This window comes from Bacillus cereus group sp. N14 (genome assembly GCF_016483555.1).
GTDB lineage: Bacteria > Bacillota > Bacilli > Bacillales > Bacillaceae_G > Bacillus_A > Bacillus_A wiedmannii.
In genome coordinates, this window is record NZ_JAEHBQ010000025.1 from 22,399 (window position 1) to 42,172 (window position 19,774).

Here is a 19,774-nt window from a genome sequence, read left to right on the forward strand (position 1 = left end):
TCTTAACTTTTAATAAAATTGATTTTCTCCTATTAAAAATTATCCACTTTATCTCTCACTTTCTTTTTTAATTTAAAAATAATACGATTGCTATATTCTTTATTTTCTACTAAAATTCGATACATCTCCCACACTCCTACAACACGAACAAAAAGATAGACTCCAATCGCAATAAGTACAACACAGTACGGATAATACTGCACTAATTCTCCTGAAGTGATATGCTTTTTCTCAAACAAAAACGGGATTGCGCCTGCTGCTATAAAACAAAATCCAACAATCATCACTGCCGCATACTTCTTCTTAATAGTCGCATATCTTTTTGTCAATTCTTTTAGAAAGTTTTGATCAAATAATAGTTCTTGCTTTGTCAATACATTGTATCGACTCTCTTCTATCGTTACAGGTACCATCATCGCTCCAATTCCAAGGACAGCAATGATAATAACAAGAAATGTCGACATTGTTGCACTTTCCTTAAATAGTAAATACGGTATTGTCGATAAAATGAGCAAGCTAAATCCTAACGCGATATATTTAGAAATTTTTTGTCCATACACTATATACCCTTCTGCCATTTCCTTACTTACGTAATAGCCATCCACATTTTCATTACTTTGCCCAGCTGTTTCTTTTAATAAATAGTCGAGTGATACTTCAAATACATTTCCAATCATTATTAACTTTTCAGTTTCAGGAAAACCTTGACCATTTTCCCATTTACTAACCGCTTGCCTTGTCGTGTTTAATTTCTCAGCTAACGCTTCTTGAGAAAGGCCCTTTTCCTTTCTTAATTTAAAAAGCTTTTCACCAAATCCCATATGTGTGCCCCCCTTTGTTTTCTTAACTAAATTGTATATAAACATTGCCCTTATCTCTATCTTTCTGCGGTTGCACTTTGTCAACTTACGGTTGCGATTGTGTTATTTAGCGGTTTTGTATACGATTTAGCTATTTTTCTTCTAAGATTATGGCGTTACTAAACCACCCTCTCCTAATAACCAATTATAACAATTAAAGGTAATTGTTGTTATAAAAAACTAAAAACTCCCTTATTTATTTAAAGGAGTTTTTAATATGAAATATTCCAAGAGGGGCTGTTTCTCCTTCCTCCTATTCTCTCACAATTTCTTCTATATATTTTTATGTGTCATATAACGAACTATGTACAGTATATGTTTTCATCTCTTTATCTGAGGCATACTCATATATATGTAAAATATTACTCTTATTAACTTCCCTAATAAAACCACTGCTCAAGAATCATAACGGCTTCTGCTTAAACTTTTCGTAATGTCGCACTTTTAATAAAAGGATATTCCCGCAATCTGTACAAATATAAGCATCTACTGGTGAAGATGTGAACATCGTCTCCTTTTTCCGTATTTGTGCATAACCGACAAACTCACCTTCTCCTATATTTTGAGAACCACAATTAGAGCATGTCTGCACGTCTTTCTGTTTCATGAGAGCACCACCTTTAATCTGTTTCTACTCCCTTCGACAGTTCACTTCCATTTCCCTTCCAAAAAACCTCTTATTCTCTTACATTTCAACAGGAATCTCCAAACAAACATCGTATATGTACTATGAAATATATTTATTGACGGGGGAATCTCATGAGTACAATTATGACAATCAATACCGCACAAGAAATTGAAAACGCAGAAATACATATGCTTTCTTCTAGATTAGCACTACTACAAGCAATGGACGGAAATCCAATGCAAGTACAAATAAAAAAGTTCGAGAGTGCCACTGCCTTTTCATCAAAAGTAATTGCTGGTCCTGCTTTTAACACAGTCAAAGGCGTTACCTTTATAAATACAGATGAGATAGATGCGATTATCTCTTATTATCAATCACTACAAATTCCTTGCCGTTTTGAAATTACACCAGCACAAGGTACAGCTGAATTATTTCAATACTTATCTGAAAAAGGATTTTACCAATCTAGCTTCCATACCGCTTTATATAGTAAACCAAAAGAAGATCCATCTCTTCTTCCTTCTAACATTTCAGTACGCAAACTAAAAGAAAATGAGTTTGATATTTTTGCTGACATATATGTACGTGGTTTTAACATGCCATCCTTTACAAAAGATGGCGTGCGCCAAAATAACGAAATTCTTTATAATAAACCAGGATGGCATTTTTTCATAGCTGAAATTCAAAACACTCCTGCTAGTATAGGAGTTCTCTTTATAAATAATGGTGTTGCTTCATTAGCTGCTTCTGCTACTTTGCCAGAATTTCAGCTTAAAGGCTGTCATACTGCATTAATTCAAAAAAGAATTGAGACAGCTATTGAATCCAATTGTCATTTAATAGTTGGGCAAGCAAGGTTTGGTAGCAGCAGTCAAAATAATATGGAACGTGCCCATATGAAAATTGCTTATACAAAATCCATATGGACTGCAAAAGACATGTAATTTACATTCTTTCTCCTTCCATTACAATCTTATACATTCTATGACAATTCCTTTTCTACCCTATTAATCATTTGAATATTCAAACTAAATTTGTTACGCTATTACTAGATACATCATTCAACTTGCAATATGAAAAGAGAATTCTAATCAAACTACAAGGAGGAGAAATGTATGACTAAACATGATCATGGTTTAAAAGAAAAATTAGAAGGTGCCATTGATAAAGTAAAAGGCGAAGTAAAGGAAGTTGTTGGGAAAGTAACTGACAATAAAAAATTACAAGCTGAAGGAAAATGGGATAAAGTAAAAGGCACTGCTAAAGATACAGTTGGTAATGTAAAAGAAAAAGTCCATGAATATCAAGAACACAAGAAAGAAAAATAAAAAAGAGCCCATCGGCTCTTTTTTATTTCCCTTCACTCTTCTCTAACACATACAAATCTTCTTCAATATTAGATAGTTTCTCTGTTACAAGCTTTCTAGCATCTCCAATTGCTTGATTGTATGCAAATGGTCCTACTAATTTAATCATTTCTTCTATTAATCGCTCTGCTTGGAAACGTCCAATTTCATCTAAATCTTCTTCAACGAAAAATTGCTGAATTTGTGCCACAAGCTCTTCTTTTTTATCATTTGGTATTTTTATATTCATCATCATTTGTTACTCCTCTATATTTAAGTTAGTCCGTTTCTTAACTCTACCATAGAAAAACGCTTTCCAGGACAACTTTTTGTAACGCCTTCTAGCTCCCTATGACCGAGTATATTTTCTTTCTTTATAGCAAACTGCTTCATAAACATTTTACATAAAGAATACAATGCATTCATTTGTGCAGAAGTTGGATCATATTTATCAAAATTACCCGTCATACATATTCCAATTGTATCTCTATTATTTTCTTTCGCATGTGCTCCAATATGTAAACCTCGCCCTTCAACTACAGTTCCATCTTCTTCAATAAAATAATTGTAACCGATCCCGCTCCACCCTCTTACTTTTTGATGAAATTCATGTGTTTTATACACATCCCATCCATCTTCGGATGTATGGTGGATAATCAGTTTATTAACTTTCTCTAAAGGAACTAATTCATCTTGAAATGTTAAATTAATACATTTAATTTCCATTCGAACATCCTCCCCTTACAAATCAATGATCATAATTGTTTTATCATCTGGTCTTATTCTCTTTTCCCCTTCTAGCTGTTCAATAATTGCTACATATTCACTTATACTATTCTTTCTTATATATGCAACAGTTTGTTCAAGTGGCCAATCTGGGTGGTATACTCCGTCTGAACAAATAAAAATCCCGCTCACTTCATCTATATGTAGTTCACCATGTTGTAAATAATGTATCGCTTCTTTCATTCCATTTGCAACGGAATATCCGCCCTGCATATTTGCAAGATAACGATTGTATTTTAACTGTTCTTGCACATCTTGAAAAACATGTTCTTCTGGTACAGATAACCCTTTTTTACGATCTTCTTCTCTCTTCTTTTTTGCTCGTTTACTAATTCCTTCAACCGTGTCTTGCGTTAATACTTGCATCGTTCCATTTTGAAGTATTGCAACAATCATACAGTCTCCTAACTGTGCGTATTCAATTTTCTCACCATTTATTTGAACTGCCGCAATACATGTACACCACAAATGCTCTTTCTTTCTCGTGTCTACTTCATATTCTAACATTTTGCTTTGCAATGCTTCATTTGCTTTTGCAACGGCAACTTGTAAACTATGAGTTTCTCGTAATGAAGTAAAATAACTTGCAAATAAATGTGAAGCGATGTATGCTCCATTATGTCCCTTTTCATCACGAAACGGGACGAGCGGTGTTGCACCATCACATACACCATACATCTTTTTTTCTTCATTACAAAAATAAGAATCCTCACATTCTTGCTTCAACGGGCTTTTCTGTTGATACGTTTTTATCCTCATATCTGTATCCCCTTTCAAATGATAAAATACTCGAATTCTTTTGATTAATCTAATTTTCCGAAATAAACTGTTTTTACCCAAAACTTTCAATATCATATATAATCTTGAAATAATATGAATTTTTTAGTGAAGGACGGGAAAGAGATGGTCAGATTTCTTGGTGTTATTATCGGTTCTATTATTATTGCGATTGCATTTAATCTTTTCCTTATCCCCCACAAAATATTAAGTAGTGGAATTGGCGGAATTGCTATTATTTTAGGGATTGTAACTCCTGTAAACACGGGTATTATTAACTTTGTATTAAACTTACCTATCCTTATTTTAGGATACATAGGTCTTGGAAAAAAAGTAATTTTTAACACTGTTATCTCTGTTATTGTATTATCTGTTGCATTATACTATGTTCCAGTGAAAGTCGTAGCAACAGACCCACTTTTATCATCTATCTTTGGTGGTGTCATTGCCGGAGCTGGTATCGGTCTTGTTTTTAACTGTAATGGCTCAACTGGTGGATTTGATATTATCGGTATGTTGTTATCTCGCAAAAGAGACATTAAACTTGGCGGATTCCTTATTGTTTTAAATGCAGTTGTTGTAATAATTGCAGGATTCTTCTTCACTTGGGATGTTGCTCTTACAAGCTTACTTTCCATTTATGTAACTGGTAAAGTCATCGATGCTATTCATACGAAACATCGAAAGGTTACACTTATGATTGTAACAAATGAAGCAGAAAAAATGAAAAAACAACTTCTTTCAACTGTTGTACGTGGAATTACATTACTTGATGGCGAAGGTGCTTATTCCAGCGAAAAAAAACGTGTACTTATGACCGTCGTTTCTCGTGAAGAATTAGCAAGTATGAAATTAACAATTTCCGAAATTGACCCTCATGCATTCGTTAACATTACCGAAACGGTTGAAGTATTAGGATTGTTTCGAAAAGGTTAAAAAACTAGGTGGATTTCCACCTAGTTTTTATTTTCCATAAATTCAATTCGATTTCCGAACGGATCTGACACATAAAATCTAATTACATCTGGCCGTGCATGATCATCTATTACTTCAATACCTTGCTTTATTAACTCTTGTTTAAATTCATCAATTTTTAAAACATAAAAAGCTGGATGCGCCTTTTTAGCTGGATTGAAGTTTTTCTCAACTCCGATATGAATCTCTTGATTTCCACACTTAAACCAGCACCCACCACGCTTCTTTAATTCCTCTGGCTTCGGTATTTCCTCCATACCAATTTTATTACCGTAAAACTCTCGTGCTTCTTCTTCACACCCTACAGGCGCAGCTACTTGCACATGATCGATACCTTGAATATAATTTCTCATTTTCTCTCCCCCTCTTCTACCCTAATGTTATAAAGAAAACCTACTCCTGTAACTTACAAAAGATTTATAAAACAATATAAGCTCCCCTTATTACGACCTTACACTCACTTTTCCAAAATAAAGAAAACAAAATTTATTATATAACTTCCATTTTTTATAGAAATACACATTACATCTATATTATAGTTATGGATAGACAAATCTTTTTAGATGCTATTTGTACGGAGGAACTATTATGAGTCGTAAAAAATATTCATCAACTCAAAGAAAACGTCATCCGAACATTTCTAGACGTTTGCGAAACCATATACAAGATCGTTCATTAACAGAAATGTACGCATCTCTGTTCGAACACAATCCTGATAGTATTATTTCATTAAATTTAGAGGGAGTTATTCTACATATAAATCCTTCTGCCGAAAGAATATTAGGTTACAATTCTTTAGAATTAGAACAGAAAAATATTACCTCTATTTTAGAAGCTCATATTTCTGAGCAAGTATTACAAAATATAAAGAATACTGAAGCGGATAATCAACAAGAGTATATTTTATCTATTTATCATAAAAATGGATTCTTATTAGACGTCGTGACAAAACTAGTTCCTATTTTTGTCCAAAATCGTCTAACTGGCGTATATACTATTATGAAGCCTCTTGAAAAATCAGAAAGAATTGAGAATATGCTAAAAGAAAGTGAGAAGAGGTTACGTACATTAGTGAACTCGATGCCTGCGTTTGTTATATTTAAGGATCATGAGGGGCGCTGGCTTGAGGCAAATGACTACGCACTTTCTTGTTTCAATTTCCATCATGTACCTTACCATGGGAAAAAAGATAGTGAACTCATTCAATATAACGAAGCGTACCGAGAGGCTTTTTTACATTGTGAAGAAGTCGACGAACTAGCATGGCAACAAAGACAAATTCTTCATGGCGAGGAATTTATTATTCATAGAGATGATTTTGACCTAATCTTAAGTATATCGAAAGTTCCACTTTATCATCCTGACGGCTCGCGAAAAGGTCTTATCGTAATGGGAAGAGACGTTACCGAGCTAAAAGAAACGGAAAAGTTATTACGAAAATCAGAAAAACTCGCAGTAGTCGGACAACTGACAGCTGGAATCGCCCATGAAATTCGAAATCCACTCACTTCTCTAAAAGGTTTTCTAACATTGCTACTCCCTGAAATAAATGAAGAGCAAAAATGGTATATCGATGTTATGTTAAGTGAGATTTCACAAATGGAATCTATCACAAGTCAATTTATGGCGATGTCTAAACCACAAGTATTATCAATCAAAACTTGTAACATACAAGCTTTAATTGAAGAGGTAGTCACATTTATTTTACCAACTGCTATTATGCATAGCGTTCATATCATTATGGATCATTTTGATTACGCACATGATATTCAATGTGACGGTAACCAATTAAAACAAGTTTTTATAAACATATTAAAAAATGCGATAGAAGCAATGCCAAATGGCGGAAATATTTTCATCCAAACAAAACCATTAGAGGATACTTTCATCTTAATACGTATTATCGATGAAGGTTGCGGTATCCCAGAAGATCGTATCTCTCGTTTAGGCGAACCATTTTATAGTTTAAAAGAAAAGGGAACAGGACTAGGATTAATGATGTGTTACAAAATAATTGAAGAACATCATGGTAAATTACACATTTCAAGCGAGTTAGATAAAGGTACGATCGTTGATATTCAACTTCCGCTTTCTTCATCTCATCTTGCAATTCAGTCGTAAAAAAAGAAGCATTTGCTAATTGTTAGCAGATGCTTCTTTTTTTACTTTTATAATACTGTATTGACATACCATTCTTTTGCTTTTTCTACTTCACCCATCGTTAATTGATGTCCTCTATTTTCCCAATGCATTGTAACAGTAGCATTTACATTCTCTAATAGTACCTTCAATTCCTCTGACTCCGCTGAGGAACAAATCGGGTCATTTGTCCCAGCAGCGATAAATACGGATTTCCCTGCTAAATTAGGCAATTGTGTTCCTCTTCTAGGTACCATTGGGTGATGAAGGACAGCACCTTTTAATGCATTTTCGTAATGGAATAATAAGCTTGCAGCAATGTTTGCTCCATTTGAATAACCGATAGCTACAATATTATTTCTATCAAATTCATATGTTTTTGCAGCTTCATCTAAAAACTCATTTAATTCCTTCGTACGGAAAATCAAATCCTCTTCATCAAAAATACCTTCTGCTAATCGGCGGAAGAAACGTGGCATGCCTTGTTCTAATACATTTCCCCTAACACTTAATACAGATGCTTCTGGATCAATTATTTCTGCAAGTGGTAATAAATCTAATTCATTACCTCCTGTACCATGAAGTAATAACAACACTGGTTTTGACGTATCTTTTCCTTTTTGAAAAACATGTTTCATCATAATCCTTTTCCCCTTTCAATCACTTTAATCTAAATTTCTCACTTCAAATGGTAAAAGTGTTTGTTCAATTTGTTTTCTATGTGGTTCATATTGCTCTGGTAACTTTAATTCCTCACCCATCGTCTCTAACGATTCGTCATGAGCGAAACCAGGAGGGTCTGTTGCAATTTCAAATAAAATTTCCCCATGTTCTCTAAAATAAATTGCGTTAAAATAATTTCGATCTTGTACAGGAGTTACGTGGTATCCAAAACGAGACACATGCTCTTTCCAGTCGAGTTGATCATCATCGTTAGTCGCTCTCCAAGCAATATGGTGGACTGTACCAACACCCATTTGGCCACGCCCGATTGTCGATAGCCTCAAGTCGATAATATTCCCAATATCAGCAGAAGAACGGAATCGAACGAATTCACCTTCTTCTCCAAGTTTCTCAAGACCCATAACATGCTCTAACAATTCAGCTGTTTTTTGAGGTTGTGCAGATAAAAGAACAGCACCGCCAAATCCTTTAATTGCTACTTCTGGCGTAACTTCTCCAAAAGTCCAATTATTTAATTCGCCTTCTTCTCTTTCTACTAATTCTATATGCAAACCATGTGGATCATCAAATTCTAAATACTGCTCTTCAAATCGAGTCATTTTTGTATACGAAATATCGAATTTTTCTAATCTATTTTCCCAAAACTCCATTGCGCCCTTTGGTACAACATAAGACGTAATGCCTACTTGACCGTCACCAATAATTCCTTCACGAGCACCTGCCCATGGGAAAAACGTAATAATTGTTCCAGGCTTTCCTCCTTCATTACCAAAATAAAGATGGTACGTGCCTGGATCATCAAAATTCACTGTTTGTTTCACTAAACGTAAACCTAACACACAAGCATAAAAATCTACATTTTCTTGTGGGTGTCCTACGATTGCTGTAATGTGATGAATTCCCATTGTTTTCTTTTCCATTTTCTCCGCCCCTTTTTATTTCATTTTAAAAACTTTTATACATTAAAATTCATTATTCATTTTGTCCATACTGCAAAGTAAAATCCATCGTTATGATTTTATCTTCAATTCGAGATATAAGTTGTGAAATTACGCATTATTTTCTATATCACTGAATTAATCTCGAATTCGAGATAATTTCCAAAAAATATTTACTCCATCTGAAATCTTTATTCAGAAATAAATTATCTTGAACTCAAGAATTATTATAAGTTACTTACTTTTAGTTGTCAATAATCACTTATTTTCATTTTAAATCAAAAGAGAGTAAATGCTAGTTAGCATTTACTCTCTTCGCTAATTATTTCGTTTCCTCTTCCAACACTGCTTCCATCTCATTAAATTCACGATGAATTGCTTTCACTGGTTCTTTCGTCAATAAACTTAGAACTATAACAGCTAATAAACTACAGAAGAATCCAGGTACCATTTCATACATAGTCGCTTTTAAACTTGGAATTTGTACCCAAGTAATAACAACTACTGCACCTACAATCATACCAGCAAGAACGCCCCATTTGTTCGTTCTCTTCCAATATAAACTTAATAAAATGGCGGGTCCGAATGCTGAACCAAATCCTGCCCAAGCATAACCGACAAGTGTTAAAATTGTATCACTTGGATGATACGCTAAAACAACTGCGATCATAGCTACTACTAATACTGACAGTCTACCGATAAATACAAGTTCTTTATCACTTGCGTTACGACGGAAAAATGTTTTATAGAAATCTTCCGTTACAGCACTTGAAATAACGAGTAATTGCGAGGAAATACTACTCATAATCGAAGCCAAAATAGCTGACAGTAAAAATCCAGTAATATACGGATGGAATAAAATGTTTGAGAATGTTACAAAGACCATTTCTGGGTCTTGTAATTTCTCATTATTTTTAGCGTAATAAGCAATACCAATTAGACCAGTAAGCATTGCACCTATAATTGAAATCGTCATCCAACCGATACCGATTCTACGAGAAGTTTTTAAATCTTTAACAGAGGTAATTGCCATAAAGCGAACAATAATATGCGGTTGACCAAAATACCCAAGACCCCATGCTAAAAATGAAATAATACCAAGAATTGTAGTACCTTTAAACATATCTAAATGCGATGCATCAACTTGCTTAATCGTATTGAATGTTTCTGTTACACCACCGACATCTGTAAAAGCTACAATCGGCACTAACACAAGAGCAATAAACATAATACAACCTTGCACAAAGTCGGTCCAACTTACTGCTAAAAAGCCACCGAATAATGTATAAGCAACAACGACACCGACAGTTACAAATAAACCAATTTTATAATCAAGATTAAAAGAATTCTCAAACAAACGTCCACCTGAAACTAAACCAGCTGACGCATAAAATGTGAAAAATACTAAAATGACGATAGCGGAGACAAAACGAAGTATTTTCGTACGATCTTTAAACCGATTTTCTAAAAAATCTGGAATCGTAATTGAATCATTTGCCACTTCTGTATACGTTCGCAAACGCGGGGCAAGAATTAAATAGTTTGCATAAGCACCTATTAATAAACCTATCGCAATCCATACACTTGATAATCCTGTTGCATACATCGCACCAGGTAATCCCATTAGCATCCAACCACTCATGTCAGAAGCACCAGCTGATAAAGCTGTAACTGCTGGACCGAGTCCCCTTCCGCCTAACATATAATCTGATAAATCGGATGTCTTCTTATAAGACCAATAACCGATATACAACATACCTGCCATATAAATAGCAAGCGAAACCATAATCTCGATCTTCACCAAATCTCTCCCTTAGTTACATAAGCCATTCAAAATTTCGAAAAATGACTTTTTCTATTTTCTTGTTTTCGCTTATGGTTCCCTACCTTAACAAACATTTTTTGTCCTTTCAAGTGAACAAGCCCTTTTCACTACATGTGAAAACCTTTATAAACGCCTTTATCCCAGTGGATTACCCCGGTTTTAAAATAAATTAAAGTAAAAATATTCAAAAAATAAAATGCCATTTTTTCACACCTTATTTTCATTCACTTATCAGACAAATTTCAAAAGAAAAAAGCCATACGAATGTATGACTTTTAATCTATTAAACATAGCTTATCTTCTATTTACTAGTAGGAAACAATTCCGAAAGAGGAACTACTCTCCCCATCTCATCTTTAAACACAATATGCTCTCTCGTTAAATGACGCGGACTCTTTACTCCCGCTGCTGCCGCAAGTGAGAACAAACTATATCTCATACTAACAACATAATTCATTACTCGCCATTTCTTCTCATACGGATCTAGCGCTTTTTGATAGTGCGGATTCGTCGTGGCAACTCCAGATGGACATTGTCCGGAATTACATTGAAGTGCCATTATACAGCCACTTGCCATCATAAATCCACGGGCTGAATTTACAGCATCTGCACCAATGGCTAAAGCAATTGCCACTTTATCTGGTGTAATTAATTTCCCTGAGGCAAACACTTTGAATTTGTCCCGAACACCATAATGATTCGCTGTATCAATACATGTCAATAACGCTGGAATAAGCGGCATCCCCATACTATCTGCCATCGATTTATACGTTGCACCTGATCCACCTTCTGAACCATCAACTGTAATGAAATCTGGATAAATGTTTAACTCTTTCATCGATTTGAATAAATCTTCCAATGGCTCCTGCTGTCCAATTACAATCTTCATCCCGACTGGTTTACCGCCGTTTTCTTGCAAACGTTGAATAAAATAAAGTGTATCTGCTGCATTCTTTAAAAATGGAAATCGATTCGGTGAATTAATCGTTTCTCCTTTTCGCACATTCCGAACAGAAGCAATTTTCTCATTTACTTTTTGTCCCTCTAGATGACCACCACGTATTTTCGCACCTTGCCCAAATTTCAATTCGAATGCTTTAATATTGCTTTCTTTTGCTTTCTCCATAAATTTCTCCATTGAAAAATTACCATCCTCATCACGGTACCCAAATAAACCCGGACCAATTTGCGCAACGATATTCGCACCTGTATGTAAATGTTCTGGAATAACGCCACCTTCGCCAGTATTAATCCACGATCCGCCAGCCATCTTCGCACCAAACCCGCTCGCTAAAATATAATTTTCGCCAATCGCACCGTAAGAAGTCGCAGATGCCCCAAACATGCCATGTAGTTTCCACGGATATTTGCGGTTTTCACCGACGATAATTGCATCGTCTTCTTCATATAACCAAAGATTCGTTGTATCCGCTGTCAATTTTTCTCTTCGTGAAAATAACCCTTCTTTATGAATCACATACTTTTTCCCTTCACGTTCTTGCGTTTCATTCACACTTAATTCATCTGTTAATATTGGAAATAATGTATTAGCAATATAATATCCAGATGCATCAAAATCTCGTTTTGATCCAAAACCGAGTATTTCTGAACGGTATTTTGCTAGAAACATTACACTTTGAAAATCATAACGTGAAAAGGGCTTTCCATCCGTATCATGATCAAACCAATATTGCCTAAATTCCGGTCCTATCTTTTCAAGTAAATAACGCATCCTTCCTAAGTATGGATGTAACTTTAATATAGAATGATGCGTCCGTTTTTTTATAAAAAATGTAATAATAAAAAAAATGATTAATAGTAACATCAATAAGAGCAATATACTAATAATAACGAGTAGCGTTTCACTCATACCGCTTCCTCCTATGAAAATCCATAATAAAAGGAGAACACCTGATGTGTTCTCCTTTTATCTTTATTCAAATTAATGTAGCAAGATGCTCTTTCGCATCATATTCAACTAAACTTTCAGCATTTTTAATTCGATGAACAAAATCTGGATTAGCTATTAAAGGTCTTCCGAATGCCACTACATCAATTGTTCCTTCTTGCAACGCTTCTTCAGCCTCTTTCGGATTTAAATTCCCTACTCCTACAATCGTACCCTCCCAATATTTTCTTACTAATTGATGAAAATTCTTTCCGTCAGCAATAACTGCCGTATAATTCATCGTTGAAGGGTGAATCATCGTTAATCCAACTTCGTTGAACATATTTACAAACATTTCAATTGCAAACTCAGGGTTTTCCCACATATAAGTTGGATTATCACCTTTGAAAGCAGAGAAACGAAGAAGTGTTTTATCAGCCCCAACAGCTTCTATTACAGCCTCCGTTACTTCTTTCATAAACGTTAGCCTTTGCTTTAAATCTCCGCCGTATTTATCAGTACGCTTATTTGCGAACTCATAAGTAAATTGATCGATTAAATATCCGTGTGCACCGTGTATTTCTACTCCATCAAATCCAGCTTCGATCGCGTTTTTCGCAGCTTGTGCGTATTGACCAATCACCTCTTGTATTTCTTCTAACGTCATTGCTTCTGGCGTGTCGAACGGTTTACGAAAACGCGGAACATTTCCCTCTGCAGCGATAGCAGACGGTGCTTGCGGCATTTGCCCACCAATTATCTCGTGATGACTCATACGGCCAACATGCCATATTTGAGCAATAATCGTTCCACCTTCTTTATGTACTGCCTCTGTAACAGGCTTCCACGAATCGATTTGTTCTTGTGTATAAATCCCCGGTACTCCTGGATTTCCTTTTGCTCTTGGGCTAATGACGATTCCCTCTGTAATAATTAAGCCAACTCCATCAGCTGCACGTTTTCTATAGTACTCGACTACATCAGTACCAACGATTCCTGTTTCATGATTCGCGAAACATCTCGTCATCGGTGCCATTGCTATGCGATTACGAAGAGACCAAGATCCAATTTGAATCGAGTCAAATAACTTCGTTTCTTCAATATTTTCAAAAGAACCCCAATCATTTATATTTGTTCCTTCATAAATACTTGCTGCTTTATTATTTGAACTTGTCATTTTTCTTCCCCCTAAAAAATTCTTACTATAATCGCATCATACTTACTTTTAGATAGTAACGTCAATTTATACGCTCTTATGTAGAAATATTCGCATAATAAAACGAACCGTTTTATTACTATAAGGGTTCTAGAATTCAAATCTCTACTGTCTATTCTTATATTCAGTAAGTGGATGAGGAAAATACTTGTTAAATGGATGTTTTCTTTTCTTCTAGTTTTATTACTATAGAATATATTGGTAATTGTTTTTCAAACTATTTACTAAAAAAACGATTTCCATTGTACTATATTCAAACTTACAGTAACGAGGCTTCAATCATTCATTTTGATTAAGCCGATTATCGTAATGGGGTAACATTTGTTTGCTTTCTCTTCATAACTAACATAAAAAAAGCCGTGCAAAAGCACGTTTTTTTTCCATATACGCACATCCGTCTCACCATTTATATCCTTTCGTGATCGATTTCTTAGTCCACATCGCCTAGTCTCCATCTCTGTCATTGCTCTAAAGAAGATAGGGAACAAATTCGTTTCCAATATGCAAACAACAAGCATTACGATAATAATTGCATATCTAACACGTTGTTTTTTCTATTTATCCGTTCCTAATCCCCATGAAAAAAAGAGCTGTCACATAGTCGAATTATCGACTATATGACACTCCTTTTTAGTTGACCGTATATGGCTAAAAATTCATTTATCTCTTTAATATAAAGAATATAAACAATTATTATCTCTTCACATATAAAAAATTACTTAGCAGTAGAAGTGAGAATGGTTCAGTATTCTTCTAAAAATAATAACTTATAAACCTAAAACAATGAAAGCCCTACCTCTCTTTCATCCTTACGGCTCCTCGTCCGTGCCAGTGTGAATCAGGATTGCAAAAATCAAGTAACTATTCTATCCAAGTGTTTAATTAAACTTCGAATATTCGTAAAGAACTTAAAAAATAAAAATGGATTTGATTGTAGTAATAACAAAAGAGGTTAATGCTCTAAAAGTGGTTTGAAAGAATTGAATGTCTTTGAAATGATTAATTCTCTATAATTATGTTCCCAAAAAATTCAAAACCTTTTTTGGGATCTAATACATTATTTGTAATGAATCTTAACAAAAGCTTTTTATTTGACTTTCTGTGATACCTTCAATTAATCCCAGTTCACTAATCAAAAATTCGTGTGCGTTATCTAACATTTTCTTTTCGCTTGCATTAAGTGCTTTTTCTTTCTGCATACGTAATAAATCACGTACAACTTCAGCACCTTCTTGTATTTTACCCGTCTTTATTTTATCAGTGTTCAATTTATACCTTTGTTTCCACGTAAGTAATCTATCAGATTCTCCATGTTGAAAAATATCCAATATGTGTGCTATTGCCGTTATATCCGTGACTGGTCGTATATTTGAGCTCAATATTCTCCCTGCCGGAATCATTACTTCCATATTACTACCCGACATTTTTATAACATAATATTGTTGTTTTTCTCCTGTGATTTCCTTCTCTTCTATGGCTTTAATTATACCTGCTCCCTGCATTGGATAAACTATGTTATCGCCAATTTGAAACAAATAATCCACCTCCATATATGGTAACCTTCTCAATCTTAACACACAATCAATTTTTTAGCAAAATTTTAATTTTATCATAAAAATATTTTTAATGTCAATCCTTTCGAACTAAGAAAATAATTTCGTAAAATATCATTAAAAACCCGCAATCTTATTAACTTTTCCACACATATATACATTCTAATTTCACCTTCTCTTTTTACATAAAAACACATTACTACTTATAAGTAGTAATGTGTTTTTCATACGGAATCGTTAAACATTCCCTATTAATTTCACGCCTATATACTAACCTGCTTACGGACTGTCTCTCTCGCTAAAAGAAAACTCATAATCACTTGCGCAGCTACTCGACTCGTCATATCTCTGAAATCAAGGGTTGGATCAATTTCTACTATATCCATCGCTTGAACGAGCGGTTCTTTACCAAGAAATTCAATCGCATCAAGTAAAGTCGTACTATCCATACCGCCAGGACCAATTGCTGGACAACCTGGTGCAAATGCTTGATCTAGTACATCCATATCAAGAGAAATGTAAATAGAAGTCACGCCTTGCTTTCTTAATACTTCAATACTTTCTGTGATAATATCTTTGATTTGTCGCTCTCGTACATCTTTCATTGTATATACTGTCACGCCATGTTCTTTTGCATATTCATGGTACGCTCGTGCATTTGAAAAATTACGAATTCCGATTTGAACGAGTTGTTTTCCTGTAATGACATCATTTTCTAGTAGACTACGGAACGGTGTACCATTTGATGGGCCACCATCATCTAAATTACGTAAATCATGATGGGCATCAAATTGAATAATACCGACCTTCCCTTTACTATTTGCAAATCCTGTTATACTCGGAAAGCTAATCGAGTGATCCCCGCCAAGAACGATTGGTATCATGTTTGGATTTACTTTCGTTACATGACCAACTGTTTTCGCAATTCGCTTATGACTTTCTTTTATATCCGTCACATGCATCGTAATATCGCCGCAATCATATAAGACACTTTCTTTCATATCATGTTCTTCTGTAATTGCGTACGTGCTATATGCATCTAACATTGCACGAATTGTTTTTGGTGCAAAACTTGCTCCTGAATGACTAATAGATGGTTTAGAAAGGGGTGCTCCAATTAAGGCAGCACCGAATATTTCCAAGCCTTCCTCCCAATCTTTAATCATCTCACTCCATTTCGTCACTTCACGATCGATAAACTTTGCATTTTTCTTTAAATAGTGGCCGTGCTCCACGATTGTTCACCTCTTGTATATGCGATATTACCATTCTTCCATACTGTATTTACATGACTTACGCCGTAATGATACGGTACGTAAGCATAATTGTAAGCATCCCATAGAACTAAATCTGCCTTGCGACCAACTCTAATTTTTCCAGCTACATCACCACGATTAATTGCGTAAGAAGAGTTAACTGTTACTGCATTCCAAACTTCTTCTGGTGTCATTTTCAGCTTGAGCATTGCAATGCTCATAATAAGCTGAATGTTCTCAGTTGGACAACTACCTGGGTTAAAGTCTGTAGCCAAAGCAACTGCAACACCTTCATCAATCATTTTACGTCCACGAGCAAAGCTTTCTTTATTTAAATAGAAAGTTGTTCCTGGTAATAAAGTCGCTACTGTATTAGAGTTTGCAAGCATTTCAATTCCTTTATCAGAAGCGCCAACTAAATGGTCCGCTGATGCCGCACCAATTTCAGCCGCTGCTTCCGTGCCACCAAGAGGGTCAATTTCATCTGCATGAATTTTCACATCAAACCCAAGCTCTTTCGCTTTTAATAAAAACTCTTTTGACTCTTCAACAGAGAACACACCTGTTTCACAGAAAATATCAACGAATTCAGCTAATTGCTTCTCTTTCATTTCTGGTAGTAGGTCTAACATCCATTGTAAAAATTCTTTCGATCTACCTTTATACTCTTTCGGAACTGCATGAGCACCTAAAAATGTGGAAACTAAATCAATCGAGTGCTCTTTTTGTAATTGTGCAGTTGCCTCTAATTGTTTCCATTCCGTCTCATCATCTAATCCGTAACCACTCTTCGCTTCTACAGTTGTAACTCCGAAAGATAGCATACGGTCTAAATGGAATTTCGCTTTTTGAACAAGTTCTTCTTTCGACGCCTTTTTCGTTGCATTTACAGTTGAAAGAATACCTCCGCCTTTTTCTAAAATTTCTAAGTACGGAACTCCTTGTAATTTTAGTGCGATTTCATTTTCACGAGATCCACCAAATACAAGGTGAGTATGCGGATCAACAAGACCAGGAGAAACCATTTTCCCGCCGCAATCAATAACTTCTTTCGCTTGTAATCCTTTAGCTTCTTCCACTGTTCCAACGAAAGTAATTACGCCGTTTTCAATTCCAACCACACCATTTTCGATAACAGGAAGCGTGTTCATCGCTTCCCGTCTTAACAAGCCATCTTCTTGATCCATTGTTAGTAATTGACCGATATTTATTAGTAAAGTGTCCAGCATGTTTTCTCCTCCTTATTTCATCATCGGAATGTTAACGCCTTTTTCTTTCGCAGTTTCTACAGCTAAGTCATATCCTGCATCAACGTGACGAACAACACCCATACCAGGGTCAGAAGTTAATACGCGCTCAATACGTTTTGCTGCTGCTTCTGTTCCATCTGCAACGATAACCATTCCAGCGTGAAGTGAATAACCCATACCAACGCCACCACCGTGGTGAACAGATACCCAGCTCGCACCGTTTACACTATTAATTAATGCATTTAAAATTGGCCAGTCTGCTACTGCATCACTACCGTCTTTCATCGCTTCTGTTTCACGATTTGGAGATGCTACTGATCCGCAATCTAAATGGTCACGACCGATAACGATTGGTGCTGATAATTCACCATTTGCCACCATTTCATTAATAATGCGACCAAATTTCGCGCGCTCACCGTAACCTAACCAACAAATACGAGATGGAAGACCTTGGAACTCAACTTGCTGACGAGCCATACGAATCCAGTTACATAAATGCTCATTATCCGCAAACTCACGTAATATTACTTCGTCTGTTTTATAAATATCTTCTGGATCACCAGAAAGTGCTACCCAGCGGAATGGTCCTTTTCCTTCGCAGAATAATGGACGGATAAATGCTGGAACGAATCCTGGGAAATCGAATGCATTTTTCAAACCTTCATCGAAAGCAACTTGGCGAATATTATTTCCATAATCAAATGTAATTGCGCCTTTTTCTTGCATAGCAAGCATTGCTTCTACATGTTTTGTCATGCTTTCTTTTGATAATTGTACGTAACGTTCTGGATCTTCTTCACGAAGTTTCGCTGCTTCTTCTAATGTGAAACCTACTGGAATATAACCGTTTAATGGATCATGAGCAGATGTTTGATCCGTAACTAAATCTGGCGTAATATTGCGCTTCACTAGTTCTGGTAAAATCTCTGCCGCATTTCCTAATAAACCAATTGAAATTGGTTCTTTCTTCTCTTTATACTCGTTCGCAACCGTTAATGCTTCTTCTAATGATTCTGTATACATATCACAGTATCTCTTTTCAATACGACGATCGATGCTGCGCTTATCAACATCAATAGCAATGACAACACCGCCGTTCATCGTTACAGCAAGAGGTTGTGCACCACCCATACCACCTAAGCCAGCAGTAAGTGTTAATGTACCTTTTAATGAACCATCGAAATGTTGACGTGCCGCTTCGCCAAACGTTTCATATGTTCCTTGTAAAATACCTTGTGTTCCAATATAAATCCAGCTACCTGCGGTCATTTGTCCGTACATCATAAGACCTTTTTTCTCTAGTTCACGGAAGTGATCCCAGTTCGCCCATTTTGGTACTAAGTTTGAGTTCGCTAAAAGAACGCGAGGTGCATCTTCATGCGATTTAAAGATTGCAACTGGTTTTCCTGATTGAACAAGTAATGTTTCATCGCTTTCTAACGTTTTTAATGAATCTACAATCGCATGGTAGCTTTCCCAGTTACGAGCTGCACGGCCAATTCCGCCATATACAACTAATTCTTCTGGTTTTTCAGCAACTTCAGGATCTAAATTGTTCATTAACATACGAAGTGCAGCTTCTTGAACCCACCCTTTCGTTTGTAATTCAGTACCTCTTGGCGCGCGAATTGTTTGTTTAACTTTTTCCATTTC

The 19,774-nt window shown here is 35.5% G+C and carries 19 protein-coding genes; 4 read left to right on the top strand and 15 right to left on the bottom strand.

The features are described from left to right. Positions 1-32: 32 nt before the first annotated feature. Positions 33-821 carry a helix-turn-helix domain-containing protein gene (locus JDS82_RS24920; protein WP_000505630.1) on the bottom strand — a complete coding sequence of 263 codons (789 nt, stop codon included), beginning with the start codon at positions 819-821 and terminating at the stop codon, positions 33-35. 442 nt (positions 822-1,263) lie between these two features. Next, complete coding sequence (locus JDS82_RS24925) at positions 1,264-1,467, bottom strand: hypothetical protein (RefSeq protein ID WP_000810209.1); 204 nt, start codon at positions 1,465-1,467, stop codon at positions 1,264-1,266. Positions 1,468-1,619: 152 nt separating this feature from the next. On the opposite strand from JDS82_RS24925, the gene JDS82_RS24930 reads away from it, so the two are divergent. Together JDS82_RS24930 and JDS82_RS24935 are read left to right on the top strand one after the other, a co-directional pair. Next, a complete protein-coding gene (locus JDS82_RS24930) occupies positions 1,620-2,432 on the top strand; it encodes a GNAT family N-acetyltransferase (protein ID WP_000104263.1) in 813 nt (270 codons plus the stop codon). A gap of 171 nt (positions 2,433-2,603) precedes the next feature. Further along, the gene (locus JDS82_RS24935) at positions 2,604-2,816 is read left to right on the top strand and encodes a CsbD family protein (RefSeq protein WP_199714132.1); all 213 of its coding nucleotides are present in this window, start codon (positions 2,604-2,606) and stop codon (positions 2,814-2,816) included. 22 nt (positions 2,817-2,838) lie between these two features. Here the strand turns inward: JDS82_RS24935 and JDS82_RS24940 are convergent, their stop codons facing one another. Genes JDS82_RS24940 through JDS82_RS24950 form a run of 3 tightly spaced genes read right to left on the bottom strand, consistent with a single transcriptional unit; the run spans position 2,839 to position 4,379 of the window. Continuing rightward, positions 2,839-3,090: a DUF2164 domain-containing protein gene (locus JDS82_RS24940; protein WP_001983516.1), complete on the bottom strand. Its 252-nt coding sequence runs from the start codon at positions 3,088-3,090 to the stop codon at positions 2,839-2,841. Between the two features lie 17 nt (positions 3,091-3,107). Continuing rightward, positions 3,108-3,560 (bottom strand): peptidoglycan recognition protein family protein, encoded by a 453-nt coding sequence (locus JDS82_RS24945; RefSeq protein ID WP_048565882.1) that lies wholly within the window; start codon positions 3,558-3,560, stop codon positions 3,108-3,110. 15 nt (positions 3,561-3,575) lie between these two features. Continuing rightward, positions 3,576-4,379: a protein phosphatase 2C domain-containing protein gene (locus tag JDS82_RS24950; RefSeq protein ID WP_064057583.1), complete on the bottom strand. Its 804-nt coding sequence runs from the start codon at positions 4,377-4,379 to the stop codon at positions 3,576-3,578. Positions 4,380-4,523: 144 nt separating this feature from the next. Here JDS82_RS24950 and JDS82_RS24955 point away from each other — a divergent pair, with 144 nt between their 5' ends. Next, complete coding sequence (locus JDS82_RS24955; protein WP_000251343.1) at positions 4,524-5,333, top strand: YitT family protein; 810 nt, start codon at positions 4,524-4,526, stop codon at positions 5,331-5,333. A 20-nt stretch (positions 5,334-5,353) separates the two neighbouring features. On the opposite strand, the gene JDS82_RS24960 is transcribed toward JDS82_RS24955, so the two are convergent. Next, entirely contained in the window at positions 5,354-5,725 is a 372-nt protein-coding gene (locus JDS82_RS24960; RefSeq protein WP_001246939.1) for a VOC family protein, read from the bottom strand. A gap of 235 nt (positions 5,726-5,960) precedes the next feature. Between JDS82_RS24960 and JDS82_RS24965 the strand changes: the two genes are divergently transcribed. Beyond that, entirely contained in the window at positions 5,961-7,493 is a 1,533-nt protein-coding gene (locus JDS82_RS24965) for a BA3702 family sensor histidine kinase (RefSeq protein WP_048565880.1), read from the top strand. 47 nt (positions 7,494-7,540) lie between these two features. On the opposite strand, the gene JDS82_RS24970 is transcribed toward JDS82_RS24965, so the two are convergent. From JDS82_RS24970 to hutU, 9 genes are all read right to left on the bottom strand, one after another. After that, complete coding sequence (locus JDS82_RS24970) at positions 7,541-8,152, bottom strand: alpha/beta hydrolase (RefSeq protein ID WP_061672862.1); 612 nt, start codon at positions 8,150-8,152, stop codon at positions 7,541-7,543. A 24-nt stretch (positions 8,153-8,176) separates the two neighbouring features. After that, positions 8,177-9,115: a ring-cleaving dioxygenase gene (locus JDS82_RS24975; protein ID WP_199714133.1), complete on the bottom strand. Its 939-nt coding sequence runs from the start codon at positions 9,113-9,115 to the stop codon at positions 8,177-8,179. A gap of 340 nt (positions 9,116-9,455) precedes the next feature. Further along, complete coding sequence (gene putP, locus JDS82_RS24980) at positions 9,456-10,934, bottom strand: sodium/proline symporter PutP (RefSeq protein ID WP_000687609.1); 1,479 nt, start codon at positions 10,932-10,934, stop codon at positions 9,456-9,458. Between the two features lie 325 nt (positions 10,935-11,259). Next, entirely contained in the window at positions 11,260-12,828 is a 1,569-nt protein-coding gene (locus JDS82_RS24985; RefSeq protein WP_061672864.1) for an FMN-binding glutamate synthase family protein, read from the bottom strand. Between the two features lie 67 nt (positions 12,829-12,895). Continuing rightward, positions 12,896-14,023 carry an alkene reductase gene (locus JDS82_RS24990; protein ID WP_000204417.1) on the bottom strand — a complete coding sequence of 376 codons (1,128 nt, stop codon included), beginning with the start codon at positions 14,021-14,023 and terminating at the stop codon, positions 12,896-12,898. 1,112 nt (positions 14,024-15,135) lie between these two features. After that, entirely contained in the window at positions 15,136-15,597 is a 462-nt protein-coding gene (locus JDS82_RS24995) for a CarD family transcriptional regulator (protein ID WP_170771247.1), read from the bottom strand. Positions 15,598-15,878: 281 nt separating this feature from the next. Then, on the bottom strand, positions 15,879-16,850 hold the full coding sequence (gene hutG / locus JDS82_RS25000; protein ID WP_048565879.1) for a formimidoylglutamase: 972 nt from the start codon (positions 16,848-16,850) through the stop codon (positions 15,879-15,881). Then, on the bottom strand, positions 16,829-18,100 hold the full coding sequence (hutI, locus tag JDS82_RS25005) for an imidazolonepropionase (RefSeq protein ID WP_048565878.1): 1,272 nt from the start codon (positions 18,098-18,100) through the stop codon (positions 16,829-16,831). Before hutI ends, hutG begins: the two co-directional genes overlap by 22 nt. 12 nt (positions 18,101-18,112) lie before the next feature. Beyond that, positions 18,113-19,771 carry a urocanate hydratase gene (gene hutU / locus JDS82_RS25010; protein WP_000416700.1) on the bottom strand — a complete coding sequence of 553 codons (1,659 nt, stop codon included), beginning with the start codon at positions 19,769-19,771 and terminating at the stop codon, positions 18,113-18,115. Between the last annotated feature and the right edge of the window lie 3 nt (positions 19,772-19,774).

Bases quoted from the DNA above. Each gene is read 5' to 3' on its own strand.
- hutU (WP_000416700.1), bottom strand. From the start codon at position 19,771: ATGGAAAAAGTTAAACAAACAATTCGCGCGCCAAGAGGTACTGAATTA.
- JDS82_RS24960 (WP_001246939.1), bottom strand. From the start codon at position 5,725: ATGAGAAATTATATTCAAGGTATCGATCATGTGCAAGTAGCTGCGCCT.
- JDS82_RS24975 (WP_199714133.1), bottom strand. From the start codon at position 9,115: ATGGAAAAGAAAACAATGGGAATTCATCACATTACAGCAATCGTAGGA.
- JDS82_RS24985 (WP_061672864.1), bottom strand. From the start codon at position 12,828: ATGAGTGAAACGCTACTCGTTATTATTAGTATATTGCTCTTATTGATG.
- hutI (WP_048565878.1), bottom strand. From the start codon at position 18,100: ATGCTGGACACTTTACTAATAAATATCGGTCAATTACTAACAATGGAT.
- JDS82_RS24970 (WP_061672862.1), bottom strand. From the start codon at position 8,152: ATGATGAAACATGTTTTTCAAAAAGGAAAAGATACGTCAAAACCAGTG.
- JDS82_RS24990 (WP_000204417.1), bottom strand. From the start codon at position 14,023: ATGACAAGTTCAAATAATAAAGCAGCAAGTATTTATGAAGGAACAAAT.
- JDS82_RS24950 (WP_064057583.1), bottom strand. From the start codon at position 4,379: ATGAGGATAAAAACGTATCAACAGAAAAGCCCGTTGAAGCAAGAATGT.
- JDS82_RS24945 (WP_048565882.1), bottom strand. From the start codon at position 3,560: ATGGAAATTAAATGTATTAATTTAACATTTCAAGATGAATTAGTTCCT.
- JDS82_RS24955 (WP_000251343.1), top strand. From the start codon at position 4,524: ATGGTCAGATTTCTTGGTGTTATTATCGGTTCTATTATTATTGCGATT.
- JDS82_RS24925 (WP_000810209.1), bottom strand. From the start codon at position 1,467: ATGAAACAGAAAGACGTGCAGACATGCTCTAATTGTGGTTCTCAAAAT.
- JDS82_RS24920 (WP_000505630.1), bottom strand. From the start codon at position 821: ATGGGATTTGGTGAAAAGCTTTTTAAATTAAGAAAGGAAAAGGGCCTT.
- JDS82_RS24965 (WP_048565880.1), top strand. From the start codon at position 5,961: ATGAGTCGTAAAAAATATTCATCAACTCAAAGAAAACGTCATCCGAAC.
- JDS82_RS24935 (WP_199714132.1), top strand. From the start codon at position 2,604: ATGACTAAACATGATCATGGTTTAAAAGAAAAATTAGAAGGTGCCATT.
- JDS82_RS24940 (WP_001983516.1), bottom strand. From the start codon at position 3,090: ATGATGATGAATATAAAAATACCAAATGATAAAAAAGAAGAGCTTGTG.
- JDS82_RS24930 (WP_000104263.1), top strand. From the start codon at position 1,620: ATGAGTACAATTATGACAATCAATACCGCACAAGAAATTGAAAACGCA.